We start from the raw sequence: 24,535 nt of genomic DNA, 5'->3' as shown, positions 1-24,535 counted from the left end.
GAACAGACCGGGGCCGCGCCTGAGGCGCGGCCCCACTCATTTGGGGCAATAATACCATCGGGACAAATAAGATGGACTGGATAGAATTTCCCTCGCTCAGCCGGGGCGACATGCTGACAATCAAGAAAACCATCGATGGATCGTTCAAGGAGTTCACCAGAGCCTACGGCGATCTGATCGACAAGTTCTTCGATCCCCTGCAGGACTTCCTGGTCTTGCTGGAACGGCTTCTGATCACCTCACCCTGGCCTGTCGTGCTGGCGTTCTTCGCGGCTGTCGTGTTTCTGATGAGCCGGAAGGTGAGCATCACCATCGGTACCGTCATTGCCCTTTCCCTGATCGGTGTTTTCGGGCTGTGGGAAGACACAATGCGCACCATCGCCATGGTCACCGTGTGTACCATGCTGGCGATCGTGCTCGGCATACCCATCGGCATTTTCATGGCGAGTTCCGACCGTGTGCAGCGGCTGGTCAATCCGATACTGGATCTGATGCAGACCATGCCCAGCTTCGTCTACCTGATTCCGGTCGTCATGATTTTCGGCATCGGCAAGGTGCCCGGCCTCATCGCCGTGGTGATCTACGCCATTCCGCCGATGATCCGCCTGACCAATCTCGGCATCCGCCTGGTGGACCAGGATGTTCTCGAAGCGGCCGACGCCTTCGGGTCTTCCGGTACCCAGAAGCTCATGAACGTTCAGCTGCCGCTCGCGCTTCCCACCATCATGGCCGGCATCAACCAGTGCATCATGATGTCACTGTCGATGGTCGTCGTCGCCTCCATGATCGGCGTGAAGGGGCTCGGACAGGAAGTCCTGAACGCAATCAACAATCAGTATCTGACCGCAGGGGTCCTCAGCGGCCTCGCCATCGTGTCCATTGCGATCATTTTCGACCGGGCCACCCAGGCCTATGGCAAGCGCCTTCAGAAGCATTCGGAGGTGGTCCATGGGTGAGGCAACAGGCATCGAGATCAAGAATCTCTACAAGATCTTCGGACCGAACGGCAAGGAGATGGTGCAGAAGGTCAAGGACGGTATGTCCAAGGCCGAGCTGAACGAGAAGTTCAACCATGTGCTCGGTCTGAACAACATCAACATCTCCATGCCGGGCGGCAAGATCCAGGTGGTGATGGGCTTGTCCGGATCGGGCAAGTCGACCCTGATCCGCCATATCAACCGCCTGATCGACCCGACCGACGGCGAGGTTCTCTACGGCAGCGATGACGTGTGCAAAATGTCGCAGAAGGAGCTGCGGGAATTCCGCCGGCACAAGACCGCGATGGTGTTCCAGAAGTTCGCGCTTCTGCCGCACCGCACCGTGCTCAAGAACACCGTCTACGGTCTGGAGATCCAGGGCGTGCCGATGAAGGAAGCGGAAAAGCGGGCCTCCCGCTGGATTGCCCGCGTCGGACTGGAAGGCTTCGAGGATCATTATCCGAACCAGCTTTCCGGCGGCATGCAGCAGCGTGTCGGACTTGCCCGGGCGCTGACCAACGATGCGGACATTCTTCTGATGGACGAAGCCTTCTCCGCACTCGATCCGCTGATCCGGATGGACATGCAGACGGTGCTTCTCGATCTCCAGGAGGAACTGCACAAGACGGTCGTGTTCATCACCCACGATCTGGATGAAGCCCTGAGGCTGGGTGACCGGATCGCCATTCTCAGGGATGGTGCGGTGATCCAGCAGGGGAGCGGTCAGGAAATCGTTCTCAGGCCGGCGGACAAATATATCGCCGACTTCGTCAAGGAAGTGAACCGTGGACGGGTGATCCTGGTCGATACCGTCATGGACACGACCAAAAGGGCGGAAAACGATCTGACGATCGAGAGCGGCATCATGCTGGAAGAAGCGGCAAAGACCTTTGCCGAAACCGGTCTGGGTGAAGCCAATGTCGTCAATCGGGACGGCCAGCCGATCGGCGTTCTGAATGTTCAGGACACGATCAGCGCCATGGTGACCCCGGCGACCCACTGAAACCTGACTTGAGAAACAGGAAGAGCCCCGGACATTGCGGGGCTCTTTTGCGTTGTGGAGGGCTGCATGCACCCAGGGGCGGCCCGGCGGAAACCGGGCATGGTCTGCCGGTGCGCACGGGCGGATGAGCATGGGCACCCAATGGCGTCGAAACCGGCCGCACCCGCGATCCTGCCGGTGATCTGCACCCCCGAATGGATCCGCTGGGCCGGTTCGGTTCGGGGGATACGGATTTTCATCAGGGTTCGGATCTGATTATCCAGTATTTTAATAGATATTTCTAACAGTGTCCTTTTGTCGGGATAAGGCCATATTCACATGCGATTCAAAGGAGAAGCGTTGCCTGGGGCTGCTGCGCGAAAGGTATGGTTACCGGAAGGTTCAGATCCTGAATAAAATTGGACGGATAAAATTATCGGGGCTGAATTGATTTGCTCTCAAGAAAGGGGCGGCCGGTCTGAGGTTTCAGGGCCGGACAGATGCAATCTGCTGTCACACATGTGAGGGGTCGGGTGCTTTCCGCAATGCCACCGAAAGTCAAATCCACGCGGGTCGACAAAGCCTATGAGCGTTTGAAGGCCGATATCCTGAACGGGAAGCTTCCGCCAGGCTTTCAGGCGCCGGAACCGGATATCGCGGGTCGGCTCGGCATGAGCCGGACGCCCGTGCGCGAGGCATTGATTCGCCTGGAGGCCGAAAGGCTGGTCGATCTCATTCCGCGGCGTGGCGCGAGAGTTCTCGCCATTTCGAAAAAGGACATCTGCGAGGTTTTCGAAATCCTGTCCGTTCTGGAGGGGCTTGCCGCCGCCTCTGCCGCGAAAGGGAAATGCTCCGACCTGATGCTGGACCGTATCGAAGAGGCGGTAACCTGTGCGGAAAATGCCCTGAACGCCGGCGACATGGATGCCTGGGCGGTGCTGGATGACCGCTTTCACCGGCTGATTGCCCAGGGCAGCGAAAATGCCCGGCTCGACGAAATGATTTCCGGTCTTCTCAATCAGGTCTTCCGAGGCACACTCGTTCTGGTCCGGATGAACAAGGGACCGGCTGCCGATCCAGGCGATCACCGGGCGCTGTATGAGGCGATCCGGGCCGAGGATCCGGAGAAGGCGTCGACTGTCGCCCGGGAACACCGGCTGGCCGGTCTTGCCAGGATGAAGCAGGTTCTGGAGGACTGCGGTCTGCCGCACGTCTAGGGTGGCTCTGGCCGGGTTCAGCTTGCGGCTTTGCCCGGTCCCGGCGAAGGCGCCGGACCCGTCGACTGGCCGATGATCAGTTCCGCGTCCATATGCAGGGACGAAGGTTTGGCGGTCGGATCCGCAATCATCGCAAGAAGCAGCTCCGCCGCCTTTTCGCCCGCATAGCGAACGGAGGACCGTGTGCAGGTGAATATCGGAACCTCGCCGCAATTGGGCAGGAAGGACAGCGCATCGTCGTGGGTGATGATGGAGACATCCTTGCCGACCTTCAGGCCGCATTGTCCGACCGCGCGGGCCACACCGATGGCTGAAATCATCGAGGACACCAGGAAGGCGGTCGGAGGATTGTCGCTCCCGAGCATCGCCATCGCGTTTTCACAGCCATAGGGTTCGGTCATGTCGGCTCTGCGCATGAGGGCAGGGTCGGGAGCCAGTCCGCGTGCGGCCAGCGCGTCCTCAAATCCCCTGCGCCGCCGGTGGGCGAAATCCATATGCTCAAGGCCGTTGAGAAGAGCGATGCGGGTGTGACCCAGATCCAGCAGCAGATTGGTTGCCCGTTCGAAGGCTCGCCGGTTCTTCATGTCGACCCAGGTGGTCTCGGCCTCGGCGCCCGGTATCCGGCCGTGTACGACGAAGGGCAGATTGAGTTCCCTGAGCAGGAGGTGCCGGCGCTCTTCATTGGCCGGGCTGTGAATGATGACGCCGTCGGCCTTCTTGCGCGAGGCGATCTGCCGGTAGGCGTCCTCCTCATGGGTGTCGTCGACGACCGTCAGGGTCATGTCGTACCCGTGCCTGGAATAGGTCTCGCCCGCCCCCGCGATGAACTCCAGGAAGATGGGATTCATCATTTCATGGATCGAGCGCGGTATGACATGGCCGATGGCCATGGACCGGCCGGTCGCAAGACGCCTGGCCTGGCTGTTCGGGGCGTATCCCAGCCTGTCGGCCATTTCGGCCACGCGGCGGCGTGTTTCGGCGCTGACTTCCGGATAGCCGTTCAAGGCCCGGCTGACCGTCGTTTGCGACAAATTCAGCCGTTGCGACAATTCCTTGAGGTTCACACCCTTGCTCATATATGCCCAAAACGCTTTGAAAGCGCTCCTCCCGAGAGGCTTCTATTGAAATGCAACACTAAATCGTCAGTTGTCTGCTTGACAAGGCCGAAGCGTGCCGACATGGTGTGAGCGAAATCCAAAGCGGTTTGGATGGCCGCTCCCGGGAGGAATGCCTGTCCTGACGATGCGTACGGGTATTGCTGCCGGGCGGTTGGGTGTGCCACTTTAAATTGAGTGTCCAGGGAAGAGGACAATCTGGGAGGATTGACATGAAAAGATATTTGATGGCCTGCACGGCAGGTGTGGCGCTGGGCGCGGCTTTGGGGATCAGCGCCGCCGCGGCAGCCGATCTCATGTATGCGCCCGGCGAGGATACGCGTTTCAACTGGGACAGCTACCAGGCCTTCGCCGAGTCCCATGATCTCGGCGGTGAGCAGGTCACCATCCTGGGTCCGTGGCTCGGGCCGGACCAGGAAGCTCTCGAGGCGGTTCTGGCCTATTTCGGCGAGGCGGCCAATGTGGATGTCCGCTATACCGGCTCCGACAGCATGGAGCAGCAGATCGTCGTCGACGCCGAGGCCGGCTCCGCTCCGAATGTGGCCGTCTTTCCGCAGCCGGGGCTGGCGGCCGATCTGGCCAGGCGCGGTTTCCTGACGCCGCTGGGCGCCGAAGCCGAAGCCTGGATGAAGGAAAACTACGCGGCCGGCCAGTCCTGGGTTGACCTTGGCAGCTACGAAGGCAAGGACGGCAGCAAGACCTTCTACGCATTCCCCTACAAGGCCGACGTGAAATCGCTGGTCTGGTACGTTCCGGAGAACTTCGAGGATGCGGGCTATGAGGTTCCTTCCACCATGGAAGAGCTGAAGGCCCTGACCGAACAGATCGTCGCGGATGGCGGCACGCCCTGGTGCATCGGACTGGGGTCCGGTGCCGCGACGGGCTGGCCGGCGACCGACTGGGTCGAGGACATGATGCTGCGCACGCAGCCGGCCGATGTCTATGACCAGTGGGTGACCAACGAACTGCCGTTCAATGATCCAAAGGTGGTCGCGGCCATCGATGAATTCGGCTGGTTCGCCCGCAATGACGATTTCGTCGCCGGCGGTGCCGGTGCGGTGGCCTCGACGGATTTCCGCGACAGTCCGAAAGGCATGTTCTCGTCTCCGCCGCAGTGCTACATGCACCGTCAGGCGTCCTTCATTCCGGCCTTCTTTCCGGAAGGAACGGAAATCGGGCTCGACGCCGACTTCTTCTACTTCCCCGCCTATGCGGAAAAGGATCTCGGCTCTCCGGTCCTGGGAGCGGGCACCCTGTTCGCCATCACCAAGGACAGCCCGGCCGCCCATGCCCTGATCGAGTTCCTTGAAACGCCGATTGCCCATGAACTGTGGATGTCCATGGAAGGCGGTGGTTTCCTGACACCGCTCAAGGGAGTGAACCAGGACGTCTATGTCTCGGAGACCCGCAAGGCTCTCGGCGATATTCTGCTGAATGCAACCACCTTCCGTTTCGACGGGTCCGACCTGATGCCCGGCGCCGTAGGGGCGGGATCCTTCTGGACCGGAATGGTCGACTATGTAGGCGGCAAGCCTGCCCAGGACGTGGCGGACAATATCCAGTCCTCCTGGGACGCCCTGAAATAGGGTCCGCGTCAAACGAAACGATCTGCCCGGAGTGCCCTGCGCTCCGGGCAGATCCCGCATCGCCGAGGGGTGCTTTCGACAAGGAGCCGGAAAGGCTCGCAGCACCGGCCAACCTTCGCCTTGCGGCCAGGTGACGAAGGCAGGCTGATCGCATCGGCAGACTCCCGGGGAGGAAACAATGAATCCGGCATTGCAAGGGCTGATCACCATCATCGTCGGTGTCGGCGGATGTATCGGTTATTTCTATCTGTCCAACCAGTTTCTGGACAAGGTCCTGTTTCCCGCACGCGGCAGGCATATCGGCCGGAACATCAACCGCGCCAACATGATCCGTCCCTGGCTGTTCCTCTTTCCGGCCATCTTCGCCCTGGGGCTCTATCTGGGCTATCCGGTCATCGAGACCCTGCGGCTTTCCCTGACCGACCGCAGTCTGGACGGGGCGTTTGTCGGCCTGGACAATTATGCCCAGATGGCGAGCGAGCCGAAGTTCTGGGAAGCCATGCGCAACAACATGCTCTGGCTCATCGTGGTGCCGGCGGTTGCCACCGCCTTCGGGCTGCTCGCGGCGCAGCTGACCGACCGCATCGCCTGGGGCAACGTTGCCAAGTCCTTCATCTTCATGCCCATGGCGATCTCCTTTGTCGGCGCGGCGGTGATCTTCAAGCTCATCTACGACACCCGCCCCGCCAATCAGGACCAGATCGGTGTGCTCAACGCCGTCTGGCTGATGTTCGAGGGTGGACCGGGGTCCTTTCTCTTTCTGCGCCTGTTGCCGGCTGCCATCGTGCTGTGCTTCGCGCTCCTCATGGCCTATGTCGTCTATCTGGCGCTCAAGCCGCTGATCCGCCGGGAAACCGGACAGGCCCGCGCTTCCTGGTGGGCCGTGCCGCTGCGCCTGACCGCCGGGCTTGTCGCTGTCTGGCTGATCTGGCTGTCCCTCGGGTCGGTCCATTCGGTCATGACAGCTGAATTCGCGTATGGCGCGCCGCAGACATGGCTGACCCTGCCGTTCTGGAACAGTTTATTCCTGATGGTGGTGCTGGTCTGGATCCAGACCGGCTTTGCCATGGTCATCCTGTCGGCGGCGCTGCGCGGCATTCCGGAGGAGACCATCGAGGCGGCTATTCTCGACGGGGCCAATCCGTTCCAGATCTTCTTCAAGATAAAGGTGCCGCAGATCATGGGAACGATCGTCGTCGTGTGGACCACCATCACGCTGGTCGTCCTGAAGGTCTTCGACATCGTCTTTGCCATGACCAACGGGCAATGGGAGACCCAGGTTCTGGCCAACTACATGTATGACAAGCTGTTCCGGGCGAACGACTGGGGCGTCGGCTCGGCCAGCGCCATCGTCATCATGGTACTCGTGCTGCCGATCCTTGTGTGGAACGTCTACAACGCACGCAAAGAGATGAACTGAGGGAGCCGGAGCCATGTCGTCAATCGCAGGGACCAAATCCGGTCTCACCTGGGCCGTGCAGATCTCCGTCGTGGCGCTTGTCGCGCTCTGGCTGTTTCCGACCGTCGGCCTGTTCGTGTCGTCCTTCCGCACGGCGGACCAGATTTCCTCCAGCGGCTGGTGGGCGTCGATGCTGCCGTCAGAGCGCAACGAGACCCTGCGCACCGCCAATCCGGATACACAGGTGCGGGAAGACGGGCTCTGGGTGATCCGCGGCAATCTTTTCGAGGCGGACCGGGAGGCGACGATCTCCACCTGGGGGACGTCCAGCCGCGATATCGCCGCCTACAAGCCGGGAGACACGGCCGACATGGGCGAGGACGGCCGTCTGACGGTTCAGGCCGATGGCGACTACCTGCTCGTCAACGAAACGGAATTTTCCGGCCGGCGCGGCGAGCGGGTTTTCGTGACCGCGACCTCCCCCCCTGAATTCACTCTCGACAATTACCGGGACATGCTGTTCGACCCGTCGAACCGGGAGGGCATGACCAGGGCCTTCTTCAACACGCTGACGGTGGTGATTCCGGCGACCATCATACCGATCGTCATTGCCGCCTTCGCGGCCTATGCGCTGGCCTGGATGCGGTTCCCCGGCCGGGCGCTGCTGATCGCGGCGGTCGTAGCGCTGCTGGTGGTGCCGCTCCAGCTTGCCCTGATCCCGCTGTTGAAGCTGCATCTGGCGGTGGGGATCGGCAAGGGCTATCTGGGCGTCTGGCTGGCGCATACGGGCTTCGGCCTGCCGCTGGCGATCTATCTGCTGCGCAACTACATGGTGGGCCTGCCGCGCGACATCATCGAGAACGCCAGGGTCGACGGGGCAACGGACTTCCAGATCTTCGTCAAGATCATCCTTCCGCTGTCCTTTCCCGCGCTTGCCTCCTTCGCGATCTTCCAGTTCCTGTGGACCTGGAACGATCTGCTTGTGGCGATGGTGTTCCTGATCGACGCCACCGGCGAGACGACCGTCATGACAAAACAGATCGTCGAACTGCTCGGCACCCGGGGCGGCAACTGGGAAATCCTTGCGACGGCCGCCTTTGTCTCGATCGCCGTTCCGCTGGCGGTGTTCTTCGCCCTGCAGCGCTATCTCGTCCGCGGCCTTCTTGCGGGATCGGTGAAATAAAATGAAAAACAACCAATTTGGGGAGCCGCCGGCATGTCCTCTCTGTCCTTGAAAGATGTCAGCAAGTCCTACGGAAGTGTTGAAGTCCTCAGGAACATCAATCTGGAGATCGACCAGGGCGAGCTGATCGTCTTCGTCGGACCGTCCGGCTGCGGCAAGTCCACGCTGCTGCGGATGATCGCGGGGCTGGAGACGATCACGGGCGGGACGCTGGAGATCGACACCGAGCGCATGAACGACGTGCCGCCGGCCCAGCGCGGCATCGCCATGGTCTTCCAGACCTATGCGCTTTATCCGCATATGACGGTGCGCGACAACATGGCCTTCGGCATGAAGATCGCCAGGAAATCGCGGGCGGAAATCGACGCGGCCATTGCCAACGCGGCGCGCATCCTGCAGCTCGAACCCTATCTGGACCGCCTGCCGAAAGCGTTGTCCGGCGGGCAGCGCCAGCGGGTGGCCATCGGCCGGGCCATCGTGCGCAATCCCAAGGTGTTCCTCTTCGACGAGCCGCTGTCCAACCTCGATGCGGCGCTGCGGGTGGCCACAAGGATCGAGATCGCGCAGCTCAAGGAAAGCATGCCGGAAAGCACCATGGTCTATGTGACCCACGACCAGGTGGAGGCGATGACCCTCGCCAGCCGCATCGTGGTGCTGCACGGCGGCAACATCGAGCAGGTCGGTGCACCGCTCGACCTTTATGAGCGTCCGGCGAACACCTTCGTGGCCCAGTTCATCGGTTCACCGGCAATGAACCTGCTGGAAGCGAAAGTCACGGCGACCGGCGAGACCACATCGGTGCAGATGGCTGACGGCGGCGGCCGGGCAAGCGTGCCGATCGCCTCCCGGAGCGAAGATGCCGGAAGCACGGTCCGGCTGGGCGTGCGGCCGGAAGACCTGACGATCACCGACAGCGACACGTTCCTCGTCTCCGCCGATGTGGATATCGTCGAGGCTCTGGGCGAGACCACAGTGCTCTATTTCATGTCAAAGAACGGTGAGGACGCTCTGATCGCCAAGCTGCCGGGCATCCACAAGATCGCCAAGGGAACCACGATCCGCCTGACCGCCGCCCCGGAAAAACTGCATCTCTTCGACGACAAGGGGACGTCGTTTCTCTACCGCTAGAGGGTGTCACCCCTGATTTCCTGTGAGACGGTGCGGTCATAGCTCCTCCCAGCGAGGGGAGGGGAAGAATGCCGCCCGGTAAGCCAATGGATCCCCGACCAAGTCGGGGATGACCGCCGGAAGGCGGGGCGTTGCTGTGCTTGCTTTGCGCAGCTCGATGGTCGTGTTCGCGATATCAATCCGGGCAGCTCGGGCGTTTTCCGGGAACGGCGCGAGCGCGTTCTGATCCAGACGACTTTCATCTCTTTGCGAATATCGGGCTCCAACGTACCGGCGCCAGCTGCAATCCGTTTGGGAGTGCCGGTTGCCGCGCTGCGGCCGATGCAGGCTGTGCCGCGGGGCGGTGCGTCCGTCCGGCGGAAATCGGCACTGTCACAGCATTTTCATATGAGCGTCGAATAAGGTTCATATGAAAATGATTTATCGGGGTTCGAAGCCGAGCACTTTCGAGTCCGCCGAAACTCTCGGGATGAGCCTGCCAACGGCACCGGCCGGGCAGGCTGAATGAAACAGGTTGGAAGATATGTTTGGGCAGATAGACATTTCGAAACGTCAGGCGGAAATCGCCGATCTGGTGCAGAAGGCCGGCTTTGCCTCGGTGGAGGATCTGGCCGACCGCTTTGACGTGACCACCCAGACGATCCGCCGCGATGTGAACGGCTTGTGCGAGCTGGGGATTCTGCGGCGGACACATGGGGGCGTGGAGCCGCCGGCGCCCGCAGCCAATATTCACTATTCCACCCGGCAGATCCTGAACCTTGCGGAAAAACAGCTGATCGCGGCGCTTGTGGCGCGCGAGGTCGAAAACGGCAGTTCGCTGGCCTTTTCCATCGGTACCACGCCGGAAATCGCGATGCAGGCCCTGACCGGTCACGAGAATCTGGCCATTTTCACCAACAACCTGAATGTTGCCTTCACCGCCTCCGCCAATCCGAGCTTCCAGGTGACCATCGCCGGCGGCCGCTTGCGGCACGGAGACCGGGACGTGCTGGGGTCGTCGGCGCAGGCCTTCTTTTCCAACTACAAGGTCGATATCGGCATTTTCGGCGTGGCCGGTGTCGATGAGGATGGAACGCTGCTGGACTTCCATGAGGATGAGGTGGCCGCGCGGCAGTCGATCCTCGCCAATTGCCGCAGGTCCTTCCTGGTGCTCGACCACAGCAAGTTCGGGCGCAACGCCCATGTCCGCGGTGGGCATCTGGGCGATGTGGACGCGGTTTTCACGGACCGGCCCGTGCCGCCGGCCATTCTTGCCAGCCTCACGGGCACAAAGACGGAGGTTCATGTCGCCGATGACGGGAACTGACCGTGACCTGCCGCCGCGCGCCGGCAAGCCGATCCGGCTGGAGAGTGTCACCCGAAGATGGGGTGAGACCACGGCCGTCGACGGGCTCTCGATTCATATCCCCGAAGGCTCCTTCACGGCGCTGCTCGGACCGTCCGGTTGCGGCAAGTCGACAACCCTGCGGATGATCGCCGGGCTGGAGACGGTGAGTGAGGGACGGGTGCTTGTCGGCGGAGAGGACGTGACGGGCCGGCCCTCCTCCAAGCGGGACCTGTCCATGGTCTTCCAGTCCTATGCGCTTTTCCCGCATCTGAGTGTCGCCGAAAACATCGTCTTCGGGCTGAAGGTGCGCCGGGTCGGCCGGGCCGACCGGGAGGCGCGGCTTGCCAGGGTGGCGGATCTCCTGGGGCTTTCACCGCTTCTGGACCGCAAGCCGGGGCAGCTTTCCGGTGGTCAGCAGCAGCGTGTCGCTCTGGGCCGGGCCATTATCGGAGAAAAGCCCATCTGCCTGATGGATGAACCGCTTTCAAATCTCGACGCCAAGCTGCGTCACGAGATGCGGGTGGAAATCCGTGCCCTGCAGAAGCAGCTGGGATTCACGATGGTCTATGTGACCCACGACCAGGTGGAAGCCATCACGATGGCCGACCAGGTTGTTCTGCTGAACGCAGGCCGGCTGGAGCAGGCAGCGCCCCCGCGTGCGCTTTACGAAAAACCGGCGAGCCCTTTCGCTGCCCGGTTCGTCGGCACGCCGCCGATGAACCTGTTCCCGGCAAGCGCCTTCGGCAGGCTGGCCGGCGCCCCGGCGCACCAGCTCGGTATCCGTCCGGAAGCCATGCACCTTGAAAAGGGCGGTCCGCTGACCGCGTCGGTGTGGGCCCTTGAATATCTGGGCGCCGATATCCTGGCCGATTGCGTGGCCGGCGAAACGGTCTTCCAGGTGAGGCTGCCGACGACAGGGGCCGTGGTGCCGGGCCAGTCCATCGATCTCGGTTTCGAGAACGGTGCCCTGCATGTCTTCGACGGGCAAACCGGCAGACGCAGGGACGATCTCGTTTCGGAATTCGGAGCGCAATTGCGTTCCTGACAAGCTGCGTGCGACCGCGCAGACAGCCGCAGTGTTGCGGATGCTCAAACCTTGGGAACTAAACCGATGTTGAAGTCCTTCTTCCTGAAAGCCGTTGCCGCAACGGCGCTTTCCTTCAGCACCTGGGCCTCCGCTCAGGCTGTCGACCTGCAATTCTATTTTCCTGTCGCCGTCGGCGGCAAGGCCGCCGACACCATTCAGGGTCTGACCGACGAATATGTCGCCAAGAACCCGGATGTGACCATCGACGCCGTCTATGCCGGCTCCTATCAGGACACGGTCGCCAAGGCGATCACCGCATCGCGCGGCGGCAACCCGCCGCAGCTGTCCGTGATCCTGGCCGTCGACATGTTCACCCTGATCGACGAAGACCTGATCATTCCCTTCGACGACTACCTGAGCACCGATGAAGACAGGAAATGGGTGGACGGCTTCTACCCGGCCTTCATGGAAAACAGCCAGACCGGCGGCAAGACCTACGGCATTCCCTTCCAGCGCTCCACGCCGGTTCTCTACTGGAACAAGGAAGCCTTCAAGGCGGCCGGTCTGGATCCGGAAGTCGCCCCGGCTACCTGGGACGAGATGGTCGAATTCGGCAAGAAGCTGACCATGAAGGATGCTTCCGGAAACGTGACCCAGTGGGGCGTGCGCATTCCCTCTTCGGGCTTCCCCTACTGGCTGTTCCAGGGACTTGCCATCGAAAACGGCGCGATCCTGGCGAATGCGGAAGGCAACAAGACCAATTTCGACGATCCGAAAGTCGTCGAGGCACTGGACTATATGGTCGACCTGAGCACCGAATACGAAATCATGGCGCCGGGCATCATCGAGTGGGGCGCGACCCCGAAGGCTTTCTTCGAAGGCCAGACGGCAATGATGTGGACCACGACCGGCAACCTGACCAACGTGCGTGAAAACGCGCCCTTCGAGTTCGGCGTCGCCATGCTTCCGGAAAAGGTCCAGCGCGGCGCTCCGACAGGCGGCGGCAACTTCTATCTGTTCAAGGGGGCTTCCGACGAGCAGGCCAAGGCTGCCGTGAAATTCGTTCAGTGGATCACCGCACCGGAGCAGTCCGCGAAATGGACCATCGCCACCGGTTACGTCGCTCCGCGCCCGGAAACCTGGGAAACGGACACGATGAAGGCCTATGCCGCCGACTTCCCGCAGGCCCTGGTTGCCCGTGACCAGCTGGAATTCGCCAAGGCGGAACTGTCCACCTATCAGAACCAGCGCATCACCGGCATCTTCAACGATGCGCTTGACGCGGCGATCACCGGCAAGAAGGACGCCGCGACGGCTCTGAAAGAGGCGCAGGCCAAGGCGGACGAGATCCTGGCCGAATACCGCTGACATCGCGGAAGGGCGGTGTGCCGGAGGCAGCTCCGGTGCATCGCCCCTCCTTTCGTTTTCAGGGATTGTCCGGGCGGTTCCCGGGCGACATCGACATCTTCAGGACGACGGATATTTCTGTAATGCGGGGCTCGAAATTCAGGCGCGAATGGATCACAGGCTGGCTGCTGCTGCTGCCGGCGCTGGTGTTCCTGTTTGCCTTCACGCATATCCCGGCGGTCACGACGATCCTGAACAGCTTCTTTTCCACACCGCGCGGCCGCCGCCCGGCGAAATTCGTCGGCCTGGACAACTACGAGCAGATGATCGGCGATCCGGTGTTCTGGAAGGTGCTGTGGAACAATCTCTGGTTTGCCCTGGGGACCATTCCGGTTTCGGTCGCGCTGGCGATCGTCATGGCGCTGTGGGTGAACGAAAAACTGGCCGGGCGGAGTTTCGTGCGCATGGCCTATTTCACGCCGACGGTCCTGCCCCTGATCGCCGTGGCGAATATCTGGCTGTTCTTCTATACGCCGGGTTTCGGTCTGTTCGACCAGATCACCGGCTTCCTGTTGGGCTGGCCGGCCACCAACTACCTCGGCAATCCGGACAGCGCGCTCAACGCCATCATAGTCGTCACGGTCTGGAAGGAAGCCGGTTTCTTCATGATCTTCTACCTGGCGGCGCTGCAGTCGATCCCCGTCACCCTGAAGGAGGCGGCGCAGATCGAGGGGGCCGGGCGCTGGACGGTTTTCCGCCGGATCACATTTCCGCTGCTGATGCCCACGACGCTGTTCGTATGCGTCAACGCGGTGATCAATTCCTTTCGCCTTGTCGACCACATCTTCATCCTGACGGACGGCGGCCCCGACAATGCCTCGGCGCTGCTGCTCTTCTATATCTATGAAGTGGCTTTCCGGTTCTGGGAAACCGCCTATGGCGCGACACTCACCGTGGCGCTGCTGGTTCTCCTGTCCCTGCTGGCGCTCGGTCAGTTCTTCTTCTTCGACCGCAAGGTGCACTACCGATGAGGGCCCCGGCCATGACCTTCGACCGGCTGCTGAATGCGCTCGCCGCCTGGATTCTGGCGCTTGTCTGGGTGCTGCCGCTGGCCTATGCGGTGTGGACCGCCTTTCATCCGGCCGCCTATGAAGCCCGGTTCGAGCTGTTCGCGCCGCTGACGCTGGAAAATTTCGTCAAGGCCTGGGACGCGGCGCCCTTTGCCCGCTACTTTCTGAACACGTTCATCCTGGTGACCATGGTGCTGGCCGGTCAGTTTTTCCTGTGCACCCTGGCGGCCTTCTCCTTTGCCCGTTTCGATTTCCCTGGCCGCAACATCCTGTTTGCGCTGGTCCTGCTGCAACTGCTGGTGATGCCGGACATCCTGATGGTGGAGAACTACCAGACCATGCGTCTTCTCGACCTGGTAGACAGCATTCCGGCCATCGCGCTGCCCTATGTCGCCTCCGGTTTCGGGATCTTCCTGCTTCGCCAGACATTCATGACCGTTCCGAAGGAACTGGACGAGGCGGCCCGCATCGAAGGCGCGTCCTTCCTGACGATCCTGTGGAAGGTCTATATCCCGCTCGCGAAGCCCACCTATCTGGCCTACGGCCTCGTTTCTGTCAGCCATCACTGGAACAATTTCCTGTGGCCGCTGATTGTCACGAATTCCGTCGAAACCCGCCCGGTCACCGTGGGTCTGAGCGTGTTTTCGGCTGTCGACAGCGGGGTCGAATGGTCGGTCATCAACGCGGCAACCCTGATGACGTCGGGGCCGTTGCTGCTGGCCTTCCTTCTGTTCCAGCGCCAGTTCGTACAGAGCTTCATGCGCGCCGGCATCAAGTGATTTCCACTGCATTCTGACGGTTCCGGGCGGGTCAAACCGCTTTGGTTTCCCTGTTCGCCATTCTGGTACTAGGCCTTTGACGGCGTCCTATGTTAATGGATTTAAATCACGCTTTTCTGCGGATTGTCCGCCTTAAGTTTTTCCGGTTTCGCGCGCGTCGAAGGAGTGCACCCTTGTCAAAAACGTTCCTGGCCATCGGGGAGTGTATGGTCGAAATGGCGCCGAACGGCAGCGGGTCCTATGTCATGGGCTTTGCCGGGGATACCCTGAACACGGCGTGGTACACACGCAAGTATCTGGGCGACGACTGGAACGTCGGCTATTACACGGCGGTGGGCAGCGACGAGGTTTCGAGCCGGATGCTCGACTTCATTCAAGGGTCCGGCATCGACGTCAGCGCCATCCGCAGGCTGGAGGACCGCACGATCGGTCTCTATCTGATCCAGCTGACGGAAGGGGAGCGCAGCTTTGCCTACTGGCGCTCCCAGTCAGCGGCCCGCTGCCTGGCCTCGGACCGCAGTGCCCTGGATGCTTCGCTCCAGCAGGCCGGACTGATCTATTTCAGCGGGATTACCCTGGCGATCCTTCCGGCGCGGGACCGCACCACGTTCCTGCAGGCTCTGCGGACGGCGCGGACGGCAGGTGCGCAAGTCGCATTCGACCCCAATCTCAGACCCGGTCTCTGGGAAGACGCGGACACGATGCGGACCAGCGTTACCGAAGCGGCCGGTGTCTGCGATTTCGTGATGCCCTCCTTCGAGGACGAACTGACCCATTTCGGGGATGCCGATCCCAACACCAGCGCCGAGCGCTACCTTGCCGCGGGGGCCGGCATGGTTGTCGTCAAGAACGGGCCGGAAGACGTGATCTGTGCCCGGACCGGCGATTTGCGTGCCTTTCAGCCCAAGTCGGTGGCCAATATCGTGGACACGACGGCCGCCGGAGACAGTTTCAATGCCGCATTCCTGGCGGAATATCTCAGCTCGGAAAACGTGGAAGCCGCGGTTGCCGCAGGAGCCGGGCTGGCGGGCAAGGTGATCCAGCACCGCGGTGCGCTGGTGGAATGTCTTCAGCCGGCATGAGCCCTGGATATCCCGAATGTGATGAGTCGATAGGTACTCGATCAGGCGTATTGTAATAGTTGTCCATAAAAATCTGGAGTTGTAGGCCAAAGCTTAGGTATATTTCAGTAAGTATTTGATCTGTATGGCAAATTAATTTTTTGTTCTTGTCTGTCTTCTAGTTTTTCACGAAATCGGTGCTTGCCACCCTCATGACGTGAAAGATGGTACGGATGGTTTCAAGGATGCGTTTGTCAAAAAAAATCCCCGCCCTCGTGATTGGCGCTGCTGCAGTCGTCGGCGTGGGAATTGGTGTCTCCAGCTACATGACGACCGTGTCCGGCGTCGAGCAACTTACCCGGGACCGGCTGAAAACGGCCGCCACGACGAGTGTCGCGGAGACGCTTTACTATCTCAACACGATCGAAGGTGAACTGGTCCTGACGGCGGAAAGCCCCGGTACCGTCACAGCGGTTCAGGAGTTCTCGGCGGCCTGGAAAGCCATGGAAGCTTCCGGCGGCAATCCGGAAACCGTACTTCAGGCCGCCTATATCACCGACAACCAGCATCCGACCGGCGACAAACACCTGCTTGATCGCGGGGACAGCGGATCGGCATATGACGATGTTCATGCCAGTTTCCATCCCTGGTTCCGGAAGCTGCAGCAGGACAGGGGCTATTATGACGTCTTCCTGTTCGATGCGGAGGGCAATCTCGTCTATTCGGTGTTCAAGGAATCCGACTACGCCACGAATTTCAATACGGGCGGCGGCAAATGGGCCGGCACGGATCTCGGAGAAGTCTATCGCAAGGCGATGGCGATCACCTCCCATGATGAGGTGGCGTTCGAGGATTTCGCCCCCTACGGCCCGAGCGCCGATGCCCCGGCAAGTTTCGTCGCCCACCCGATACGCATGGGCGACACGACCTTTGGCGTGTTGGCGTTCCAGATGCCAGTCGACGTGATCAACGAATTGATGCGCCATGTGCGGGGTCTTGGTGAAACCGGTGAACTGGCGCTGATCGGTGAAGATCGTCTGATGCGGAACAATTCCGGAAAGACTGCGGGTCAGTCCGATATTCTGCTAACGAAACTCACCAGTCCGGTAATCGACAAGGCCTTCGCAGAGGGGATGGCGTTCGGATACGGCACCTTGAACGGGGACGAAAAGCTGGATATCGAAGCGGCAAAGTTCGACTATCACGGCAAGACATTCGCGGTCGTCGCCTCGCAATCCTATGCGGAGGCTTTTACCTCGGTTGTCGATATCAGAAACCGCATGCTGATCACCGGTCTTGCGCTGCTTGCCGTTGCGGCCCTGGCCGGAGTGTTCGCGGCAAGGACGATGACGGTTCCGATCAACAGGGTCGTCGACGCCATGAAACGCCTTGCCCAGGGTGACACGAAAGTGGACATCGACGGCGGTCAGCGGCGCGATGAAATCGGCGAAATGTTCCAGGCGGTGTCCGTCTTCAAGGACAATGCCATTCAGCGCAAGCAACTGGAGAACACCGCCCAGCTGGAGCGGGACAGGGAACGCCAGCGCCAGGGTGTGATGGTCAATCTGATCGCCGATTTCAAAATGACGATGACCGACCGGCTGTCGACGGTCTCCGACCAGATGTCCCTCATGCGCCGGGCCGCATCCACGCTGGAAGAAATCGCGGGCAACGCAAGTTCCGAGTCGGATCAGGCCAACAGGGCGTCCAACAGTGCTTCCGAAAACGTGTCGGCCGTCGCGGCCGCCACAGAGGAAATGACCGCAACGGTCCAGGAAATCGCCAATCAGACGGAAGCGACCGCACGGATCGTTCAGGAAACCGTGGACGCCGCGGAGGGGACCAATCGGGACGTGAAGACGCTGTCGGACTCGGCCGAACATATCGGCAGTGTCGTCAATCTGATCCGGGATATCGCCGCACAGACCAATCTGCTGGCCCTGAATGCCACCATCGAGGCGGCACGTGCGGGCGAGGCGGGCCGGGGCTTTGCGGTCGTGGCATCCGAGGTGAAGCAGCTTGCCGAGCAGACGTCGAAAGCGACCGACGAAATCTCCGATCGCATCGGAGGCATTCAAACCTCGGTGAAGGATGCCGCCGGTTCGATCGAGCATATCGCGCACAAGGTTTCGGAAATCAGGGATCTGACAAGTTCCGTTGCCGGTGCGATCGAGGAACAGCGTTCCGCCAACGAGGAGATTGCCCGCTCGGCCAAATCGGCGAGCGACAGCACGGGCAATGCGGCCGGGAGCATGTCCGTGGTTTCCAACGCGGTCCAGCAGACGTCGGAAGAGGCGGGCTCGGTGAACAGTGCGTCGGACCTGGTTTCCTCCGCCAGCTCGAGCCTGGCCGAGGAGGTGGAAAAGTTCCTGGAGGGCGTCACCAGCGACGTGCAGGACAGGCGCCGGTCACAGCGCAACGTCATCTCCGAGGCCATCGTCGTTACACGGGCGGACGGCCGCGAGGAGAAGGCCCGGCTTGTGGATGTCAGCGTGACGGGCGCGCAGATCCAGAACCTGTCCGGGGTGAGCGTCGGTGAACCGCTTACGCTCCGGCTCGGCGATGGAACGCAGCTTTCCGGCACGGTCGCGCGTCAGACAGAAAACGGTTGCGGTCTCGAGTTCAGCGAAAGCCTGGCCGAAGGCCATCTCCTGATCGCTGCCTGACCCGACAGAAAGCAAACCAGGGGCGCCGTTGGCGCCCCTCGTCCTATTCGGCGTCGCGCCGGGCGATCCAGTCGTGATCCGGATGATTCCGGAAACGCCATTTGCGTATCGGTCCCGCCATGACGTTGAGATAGTAGAGCTCGTAGCCGTGCGGCGCGCCGCAGGGATGGTGTCCCCTGGGTACCAGGACAACGTCGCCATCGGATACGGTCATGGTCTCGTCCAGTGCCCCGTCCTCGGTGAAGACCCGCTGGAACGCGAACCCCTGTTTCGGGTTCAGGCGGTGGTAATAGGTCTCCTCCAGATAGGTCATTTCCGGGAAGTTGTCCTCGTCGTGCCGGTGCGGCGGATAGGAAGACCAGTTGCCTGGCGGGGTGAAGACCTCGGTGACCAGAAGACTGTCGGCGACGTCGCTTTCTTCCATGGCGATGGGATGGATATACCGGGTGTTCGCACCCTTGCCGCGCACCACTTCGTCGATCCCCGTGATGACGCAGGCCTTGTGGCCGCTCTTGCCCGGTGCGGTGCACACAGCCAGCACGCAGTCCGTCGCCGCCGTGGCGGACCATGAGGTGCCGTCGGGAAGATAGACGCAATGGGGTTTCTTGCGCTCGAAGACGCTCATGCGCTCGCCAAGCAGGCCGAAGTCCTCTCCGGCCCCGGAAATTTCCGCCTTGCCCTCGACCAGCACCAGGATGACTTCCCTGTCGCCGGTTTCCTCGGCCGCCGTTTCTCCCGCCTTCAGATGATAGAGGCCGAACCCGACATAACCCCAGTCCGGTGATTTGGGGCCCTTCGCATTGTCGACGGTGATGTCATGGACCTTGCCGGTCGTTCCGGCCGGTTTGCGGAGCAGATCGCTCATGTCAGTGTCACCTTTCCTGCAATCTCTTTCAGCGTTTTCAGTCCCAGGCTCTGGTATTGAAACGGGTTGCGGACATCCGGGTCCTGCTCCGCTTCGATGACGATCCAGCCCTGATAGCCCGTGTCCTTCAGGATCCGGAGCAGCGGTGAGAAATCAACCCCGCCCTCCTCGTCGCCCGGCACGGTGAAGACGCCCGCCCGCACGCCATCCATGAAGGACCGTCTGTTGTCGCGGATATCCTTCATGACGGCGGGACGCACGTTCTTGGCGTGGAAGTGGCGGACGCGGTCGGCATATTTCTCGAGAACCGGCGCCGGATCCCGGCCATTGCCGCCGAAATAGCAGTGGCCGGCATCGAAGAGCAGTCTGGTCGCCGGTCCCGTCGCCGCCATGAAGGCATCTATTTCCTCGGGCGTTTCCACCACGGTACCCATGTGGTGGTGGTAGACAAGGTCGATGCCCTGACCGGCGCAGAAGGCCGCGAGCTCCTCGACCTTCGCGCCGAAGGCCTTCATCTCGTCGGCGCCGAGCACGGGGCTCGTGTTGATGTCGACCTGCGAGCCCTGAATGGTGTTGGAGGTCTCGCAGACGATGCACACCTTGCAGCCGTTGTGCTTCAGCTTGTCGAGATGCGGCTGGATCGCGCGCTTTTCGTCCTCGACGGACTGTGCGAGCAAGTTGAGCGAATACCAGCCGGAGATGAATTTCAGGCCATGACCGCCCAGGAGCTGCTTCAGCTCCTCGGGATCATTCGGCCAGCGGTGGCCGTTCTCGATGCCGTCGAAGCCGATCTGCGAAGCTTCCTCCAGGATCTGTTCCGTGGGGATATGCGCACCGAGGGTCTGGTCGTCATCATTGGCCCAGGCGATCGGGTTGGTGCCGTAAAGGATCATTGCGGTGTCCAGTCAGGTTTTGAACGAACGTTGAAATCAGCTGTCCCGGCCGTCCTGCTCCAGAACAGTGCGGCCGGGAGAGAGAACCCGTGTCCGGAAGGCGCCGGCGGGCGCCTTCCTCAATCGGCGGCGCGCTGATGTCTGCGGGCTGCCTCATAGTCCTTCCGGGCCCGCTCGACCTCGGCGCGTTCGGAGACTTCCGGGACGGCGACATCCCACCAGGCCCCGCCGCCGCCTTCGCCGGGGCCGTGCATCGGGTCGGTGTCGATGAGGATGACCGTGGGCACGGGCCTTTCGCGGGCTGCCAGTATCTGCGCTTCCAGATCGGCGATATCCCGTGCCTTGACCGCATGGGCTCCCATGGACGCGGCATGGGCGACAAAGTCGATCTCCGGCTGGGCTTCGACATTGCAGTCGGCGTAGAGATTGTTGAAGCGTGCACCGCCGGTGCCCATCTGCAGCCGGTTGATGCAGCCGTAGCCGCGGTTGTCGGTCAGGACCACGGTGAACGGCACCCGCCGCATGACCGCAGTGGCCAGTTCGGAATTGGCCATCATGTAGGAGCCGTCGCCGACGAAGCAGACCACATCGCGCTCCGGGCAGGCCAGTTTGACGCCCATGGCTCCGGCAATTTCATATCCCATGCAGGAGTAGCCGTATTCCATGTGGTAGCCGCCCCGGGGCGCCTGCCACAGAAGTTTGAGGGCGCCCGGCATCGTGCCTGCGGCACACATGGCGACGGTCTTGTCGGTCGCAGTGCGCTGGACTGCGCCGATGACCTCGGCATCCAGGGGCAGATAGTCCTCGTGAACATCTGTGCGGGCGCTGCAATGGGCGTCGACCCTCGCCAGCCAGTCGAGACGGGCCTGCGGATCGAAGGCCTCCGCCTTGTGGTCACCGAGGGCCGCGGAGAGTTTCTGCAGCGACGCTTTTGCATCGCCGGCGACGCCGACGGCCCCATGTTTCAGGGCGTCATGGCCCTGCACGTTGATGGAGACCAGCTTGCGGCCCGGGTTCTTGAAGAGCGCCCAGGACCCGGTCGTGAAGTCCTGGAAGCGGGTACCGACACCGATGACCAGATCGGCGCTTTCGGCCAGGTTGTTTGCGCATTCCGCGCCATCGACACCCGCGGCACCGAAATTCATCGGATGGGACTGGGCCAGCGCCGACTTTCCGGCCTGGGTTTCTATGACCGGAATGCCGTGCCGGGTGGCGAAACCGGCGAGTGTCTCTTCCGCCTGTGAATAGATCACACCGCCGCCGCAGACGATCACCGGGGTCTTCGCGGCCCGGAGCAGATCGGCAACCTCGGCGATGTCGCGGCTGTCCGGTTCGGGGCGGCGGATCCGCCAGACGTTCGGCTCGAAGAAGCTTTCGGGATAGTCAAAGGCCTCGGTCTGGGTGTCCTGACAGAATGCCAGGGTCACCGGCCCGCAGTTCGCCGGGTCGGTCATCACCCGGAAGGCGCGGGGCAGGGCGGTCAACAGGTGTTCCGGGCGGCTGATCCGGTCGAAATAGCGCGAGACCGGACGGAAACAGTCGTTGGCGGACACGGTGCCGTCCTCGAAATCCTCGACTTGCTGAAGCACGGGGTCGGGCGCGCGGTTGGCGAAGACATCGCCGGGAATGAGCAGCACCGGCAGACGGTTCACATGGGCAAGGGCGGCGGCCGTGACCATGTTGGTGGCGCCCGGTCCGATGGAGGAGGTGACCGCCATGGCGCGGGTGCGTTTCTTCGCCTTGGCATAGGCGATTGCCGTATGGGCCATGGTCTGTTCGTTCTGACCGCGCCAGGTGGGCAATGCATTGCCGGCCTGTTCCAGGGCCTCGCCCAGGCCGGCGACGTTGCCGTGGCCGAAAATCGCCCAGACGCCATCGATGAAACGGTCTCCGTCTTCCGTCATCTGCGCTGCCAGATAACGGACCATGGCCTGGGAGGCAGTGAGGCGGATCGTGCTCATTCCTGGTTTCCTTGGGCTGAATTGGATCGGGCCCGGGTGCGGGCATCGTCCCAGATGCGGCACAGGCGTTCGAAACGGTGGGTCATGTCGGCGACGGCGTCCTCATTGGAGATGCGTCCGGCCAGCCAGTTGCGGGCGGCCTCGGCAAAGATGGTGCGGCCGACGGCAAAGCCCTTGACCAGACTGAACTGGGCGGCCTGCGCGAAACTCGCCGTCAATTGTTCCTCGGGCGCATCCAGGCCGAGCACCACGATGCCACGGGTATGGGGATCGTTCGAGGTGATGGCTTCGCAGGCCTTCGCCCAGGCCGTCCGTGAGGTCAGGGGCTCCAGCTTCCACCAGTCGGGGAAGATGCCGATCTGATAGATGCGGCGGATGATCTGCGCCGTGGTGTCGTCGTCGACCGGCCCGACCTTGGAGGGGATGACCTCCAGCAGCATTTCCAGCCGGTTGCGGCGGCAGGCGGCGAACAGGCGCTTGAGGACGTCCTCCTGCTGCGCCTTCATCGTGTCGGTGTCATCGGGATGGTAGAAGCACAGCACCTTGACGACATGCTCCGTAGGCCATTCGGCCAGGCCGCCGAAATCCGGTCCGATTTCCGGTTCCAGGGTCAGCGGCCGGGAGGTCGGCCACTCCACCGGATGCCCGATCCAGAGACCGGTTCCGGCGGCCTGATACAGGGCCTCGCGACCGAGGCGGCTGTCACACAATATGCCGTAGCCCGTCCGGCCGTCCGAAACCTTCAGGGCTGCGTCGAGACACAGGCTCTTGAAGGCGGCGATCCGCTCGTGGGACGCACCGGTCTCGTCGGCCATCTGCTCGAGTTGTACGCGGTGATCGAATGCGAAGACGCGCATGGTGGACCTGTCGCCGCCGTGGGTCCGGTGGCGGTTGCTGGACCAGTGGATCTGCTCCAGTTCCGGGTCCTTGCGCAACGCCCTGTTGCGCACGCCGCGCTCCAGAAAGAACTGCAGTTCCTCCCAGCTCGGATAGGCGGGAGTGCAGCCGTGACGGGAGACGGCGAATGCGCCGCAGGCATTGGCGTAGGTCAGGCTGGTCACCCAGTCCTCGCCGGTGATCCAGCCTTTCAGCAGGCCGGACATGAAGCCGTCGCCGGCACCGAGCACGTTGAAAACCTCGATCGGGAAACCGGGTCCGGAAATTCCGTCATCCAGGCTTTCCGGAATGTCGCTGGAAAACGCCGACGCGCCCATGGGACCGCGTTTGCACACCAGTGTCGCGCCGGAGACCTTGCGGACGTTTTTCAGGGCCTGGACCGTGTCGGTGGTGCCGCCGGCAATATGGAATTCCTCTTCCGTGCCGACGATGAGGTCGAACAGATGCAGGGTGGCCTGCAGCTTGGCGGTGACCTTTTCGGACGCGATGAAGCGGCTTTCGCCGTCCCCATGTCCGGCCAGGCCCCAAAGGTTGGGCCGGTAGTCGATGTCGAGGGCGGTTCTTGCGCCGCTTTCACGGGCAAGATTGAGCGCCTTGAGGACGGCGGCCTCGGTTCGCGGATGGCTCAGATGGGTGCCGGTCGCGACAACGGCTTTCGCCGAGGCGATGAAGGCCGGATCGATATCGTCCTCGCACAGGGCCATGTCGGCGCAGTTCTCGCGGTAGAAGATCAGCGGGAACTGCTCCTGGTCGCGGATGCCGAGCAGGACGAGGGCCGTCAGGCGCTCCCGGTCGGTGACGACGCCGGTTGTGTCGACGCCGTGCCGTTCCAGCTCCTCGCGGATGAAGCGCCCCATATGCTCATCGCCGACACGGGTGATCAGGCCGGACTTCAGGCCGAGCCGCGCCGTGCCGGTCGCCATGTTGGTGGGAGAGCCGCCGACATACTTGTTGAAGGACGCCATGTCCTCCAGCCTGCCGCCGACCTGGGCCCCGTAGAGATCGACCGACGAGCGGCCGATGGTGATCACATCGAGTTTCTTCACATGCACATT

At 62.0% G+C, this 24,535-nt stretch carries 19 protein-coding genes; 14 read left to right on the top strand and 5 right to left on the bottom strand.

Annotated elements, in window-relative coordinates; genetic code table 11:
• The first annotated feature begins 71 nt into the window (after positions 1–71).
• The 3 genes from DCO57_RS09895 (at position 72) to DCO57_RS09885 (ending at position 3,176) form a co-directional block, all read left to right on the top strand.
• Positions 72–956, top strand: a complete 885-nt coding sequence (locus DCO57_RS09895; protein ID WP_116698727.1) for a proline/glycine betaine ABC transporter permease — start codon at positions 72–74, stop codon at positions 954–956.
• Positions 949–1,980, top strand: coding sequence for a glycine betaine/L-proline ABC transporter ATP-binding protein (locus DCO57_RS09890; protein ID WP_116698726.1), 1,032 nt, complete (start codon positions 949–951; stop codon positions 1,978–1,980). Before DCO57_RS09895 ends, DCO57_RS09890 begins: the two co-directional genes overlap by 8 nt.
• A gap of 524 nt (positions 1,981–2,504) precedes the next feature.
• The gene (locus DCO57_RS09885) at positions 2,505–3,176 is read left to right on the top strand and encodes a GntR family transcriptional regulator (RefSeq protein WP_165814706.1); all 672 of its coding nucleotides are present in this window, start codon (positions 2,505–2,507) and stop codon (positions 3,174–3,176) included.
• A gap of 17 nt (positions 3,177–3,193) precedes the next feature.
• On the opposite strand, the gene DCO57_RS09880 is transcribed toward DCO57_RS09885, so the two are convergent.
• Positions 3,194–4,252: a substrate-binding domain-containing protein gene (locus tag DCO57_RS09880; protein WP_116698724.1), complete on the bottom strand. Its 1,059-nt coding sequence runs from the start codon at positions 4,250–4,252 to the stop codon at positions 3,194–3,196.
• 251 nt (positions 4,253–4,503) lie between these two features.
• Between DCO57_RS09880 and DCO57_RS09875 the strand changes: the two genes are divergently transcribed.
• The 11 genes from DCO57_RS09875 to DCO57_RS09825 all read left to right on the top strand — a co-directional run bounded on the left by DCO57_RS09875 (position 4,504) and on the right by DCO57_RS09825 (position 18,864).
• Positions 4,504–5,877 carry an ABC transporter substrate-binding protein gene (locus DCO57_RS09875; protein WP_116698723.1) on the top strand — a complete coding sequence of 458 codons (1,374 nt, stop codon included), beginning with the start codon at positions 4,504–4,506 and terminating at the stop codon, positions 5,875–5,877.
• A 178-nt stretch (positions 5,878–6,055) separates the two neighbouring features.
• Complete coding sequence (locus tag DCO57_RS09870; RefSeq protein ID WP_116698722.1) at positions 6,056–7,297, top strand: sugar ABC transporter permease; 1,242 nt, start codon at positions 6,056–6,058, stop codon at positions 7,295–7,297.
• Positions 7,298–7,310: 13 nt separating this feature from the next.
• The gene (locus DCO57_RS09865) at positions 7,311–8,459 is read left to right on the top strand and encodes a carbohydrate ABC transporter permease (RefSeq protein WP_116698721.1); all 1,149 of its coding nucleotides are present in this window, start codon (positions 7,311–7,313) and stop codon (positions 8,457–8,459) included.
• A 33-nt stretch (positions 8,460–8,492) separates the two neighbouring features.
• The gene (gene ugpC, locus DCO57_RS09860; RefSeq protein ID WP_116698720.1) at positions 8,493–9,587 is read left to right on the top strand and encodes a sn-glycerol-3-phosphate ABC transporter ATP-binding protein UgpC; all 1,095 of its coding nucleotides are present in this window, start codon (positions 8,493–8,495) and stop codon (positions 9,585–9,587) included.
• Positions 9,588–10,110: 523 nt separating this feature from the next.
• On the top strand, positions 10,111–10,893 hold the full coding sequence (locus tag DCO57_RS09855) for a DeoR/GlpR family DNA-binding transcription regulator (RefSeq protein ID WP_116698825.1): 783 nt from the start codon (positions 10,111–10,113) through the stop codon (positions 10,891–10,893).
• Positions 10,880–11,959, top strand: a complete 1,080-nt coding sequence (locus tag DCO57_RS09850) for an ABC transporter ATP-binding protein (protein WP_116698824.1) — start codon at positions 10,880–10,882, stop codon at positions 11,957–11,959. Before DCO57_RS09855 ends, DCO57_RS09850 begins: the two co-directional genes overlap by 14 nt.
• Positions 11,960–12,025: 66 nt before the next feature.
• Positions 12,026–13,309 (top strand): ABC transporter substrate-binding protein, encoded by a 1,284-nt coding sequence (locus tag DCO57_RS09845; RefSeq protein WP_116698719.1) that lies wholly within the window; start codon positions 12,026–12,028, stop codon positions 13,307–13,309.
• Between the two features lie 122 nt (positions 13,310–13,431).
• Entirely contained in the window at positions 13,432–14,319 is an 888-nt protein-coding gene (locus DCO57_RS09840; protein WP_116698823.1) for a sugar ABC transporter permease, read from the top strand.
• A complete protein-coding gene (locus DCO57_RS09835) occupies positions 14,316–15,137 on the top strand; it encodes a carbohydrate ABC transporter permease (protein ID WP_244287920.1) in 822 nt (273 codons plus the stop codon). The genes DCO57_RS09840 and DCO57_RS09835 overlap by 4 nt, the downstream gene beginning before the upstream one ends.
• 173 nt (positions 15,138–15,310) lie before the next feature.
• Positions 15,311–16,219, top strand: coding sequence for a sugar kinase (locus DCO57_RS09830; RefSeq protein WP_116698718.1), 909 nt, complete (start codon positions 15,311–15,313; stop codon positions 16,217–16,219).
• A 224-nt stretch (positions 16,220–16,443) separates the two neighbouring features.
• Positions 16,444–18,864 (top strand): methyl-accepting chemotaxis protein, encoded by a 2,421-nt coding sequence (locus DCO57_RS09825; RefSeq protein ID WP_208977881.1) that lies wholly within the window; start codon positions 16,444–16,446, stop codon positions 18,862–18,864.
• Positions 18,865–18,907: 43 nt separating this feature from the next.
• Here the strand turns inward: DCO57_RS09825 and iolB are convergent, their stop codons facing one another.
• From iolB to iolC, 4 genes are all read right to left on the bottom strand, one after another.
• Positions 18,908–19,729, bottom strand: a complete 822-nt coding sequence (iolB, locus tag DCO57_RS09820) for a 5-deoxy-glucuronate isomerase (protein WP_116698716.1) — start codon at positions 19,727–19,729, stop codon at positions 18,908–18,910.
• On the bottom strand, positions 19,726–20,622 hold the full coding sequence (gene iolE, locus DCO57_RS09815) for a myo-inosose-2 dehydratase (RefSeq protein ID WP_116698715.1): 897 nt from the start codon (positions 20,620–20,622) through the stop codon (positions 19,726–19,728). Before iolE ends, iolB begins: the two co-directional genes overlap by 4 nt.
• A gap of 119 nt (positions 20,623–20,741) precedes the next feature.
• Positions 20,742–22,583, bottom strand: coding sequence for a 3D-(3,5/4)-trihydroxycyclohexane-1,2-dione acylhydrolase (decyclizing) (gene iolD / locus DCO57_RS09810; protein WP_116698714.1), 1,842 nt, complete (start codon positions 22,581–22,583; stop codon positions 20,742–20,744).
• The gene (iolC, locus tag DCO57_RS09805; protein ID WP_116698713.1) at positions 22,580–24,526 is read right to left on the bottom strand and encodes a 5-dehydro-2-deoxygluconokinase; all 1,947 of its coding nucleotides are present in this window, start codon (positions 24,524–24,526) and stop codon (positions 22,580–22,582) included. The genes iolD and iolC overlap by 4 nt, the downstream gene beginning before the upstream one ends.
• Between the last annotated feature and the right edge of the window lie 9 nt (positions 24,527–24,535).

Source organism: Labrenzia sp. 011, from assembly GCF_003075075.1.
GTDB lineage: Bacteria > Pseudomonadota > Alphaproteobacteria > Rhizobiales > Stappiaceae > Roseibium.
This window is presented reverse-complemented; position numbering and strand designations above follow the sequence as displayed.

Excerpts from the sequence above, each read along its gene's own strand:
- DCO57_RS09855 (WP_116698825.1), top strand. The coding sequence starts at position 10,111 with ATGTTTGGGCAGATAGACATTTCGAAACGTCAGGCGGAAATCGCCGAT.
- DCO57_RS09840 (WP_116698823.1), top strand. The coding sequence starts at position 13,432 with ATGCGGGGCTCGAAATTCAGGCGCGAATGGATCACAGGCTGGCTGCTG.
- iolD (WP_116698714.1), bottom strand. The coding sequence starts at position 22,583 with ATGAGCACGATCCGCCTCACTGCCTCCCAGGCCATGGTCCGTTATCTG.
- DCO57_RS09850 (WP_116698824.1), top strand. The coding sequence starts at position 10,880 with ATGACGGGAACTGACCGTGACCTGCCGCCGCGCGCCGGCAAGCCGATC.
- iolE (WP_116698715.1), bottom strand. The coding sequence starts at position 20,622 with ATGATCCTTTACGGCACCAACCCGATCGCCTGGGCCAATGATGACGAC.
- DCO57_RS09870 (WP_116698722.1), top strand. The coding sequence starts at position 6,056 with ATGAATCCGGCATTGCAAGGGCTGATCACCATCATCGTCGGTGTCGGC.
- DCO57_RS09885 (WP_165814706.1), top strand. The coding sequence starts at position 2,505 with ATGCCACCGAAAGTCAAATCCACGCGGGTCGACAAAGCCTATGAGCGT.
- DCO57_RS09825 (WP_208977881.1), top strand. The coding sequence starts at position 16,444 with ATGCGTTTGTCAAAAAAAATCCCCGCCCTCGTGATTGGCGCTGCTGCA.
- ugpC (WP_116698720.1), top strand. The coding sequence starts at position 8,493 with ATGTCCTCTCTGTCCTTGAAAGATGTCAGCAAGTCCTACGGAAGTGTT.
- DCO57_RS09895 (WP_116698727.1), top strand. The coding sequence starts at position 72 with ATGGACTGGATAGAATTTCCCTCGCTCAGCCGGGGCGACATGCTGACA.
- DCO57_RS09835 (WP_244287920.1), top strand. The coding sequence starts at position 14,316 with ATGAGGGCCCCGGCCATGACCTTCGACCGGCTGCTGAATGCGCTCGCC.
- DCO57_RS09865 (WP_116698721.1), top strand. The coding sequence starts at position 7,311 with ATGTCGTCAATCGCAGGGACCAAATCCGGTCTCACCTGGGCCGTGCAG.
- iolB (WP_116698716.1), bottom strand. The coding sequence starts at position 19,729 with ATGAGCGATCTGCTCCGCAAACCGGCCGGAACGACCGGCAAGGTCCAT.
- DCO57_RS09875 (WP_116698723.1), top strand. The coding sequence starts at position 4,504 with ATGAAAAGATATTTGATGGCCTGCACGGCAGGTGTGGCGCTGGGCGCG.
- DCO57_RS09890 (WP_116698726.1), top strand. The coding sequence starts at position 949 with ATGGGTGAGGCAACAGGCATCGAGATCAAGAATCTCTACAAGATCTTC.
- DCO57_RS09845 (WP_116698719.1), top strand. The coding sequence starts at position 12,026 with ATGTTGAAGTCCTTCTTCCTGAAAGCCGTTGCCGCAACGGCGCTTTCC.
- DCO57_RS09880 (WP_116698724.1), bottom strand. The coding sequence starts at position 4,252 with ATGAGCAAGGGTGTGAACCTCAAGGAATTGTCGCAACGGCTGAATTTG.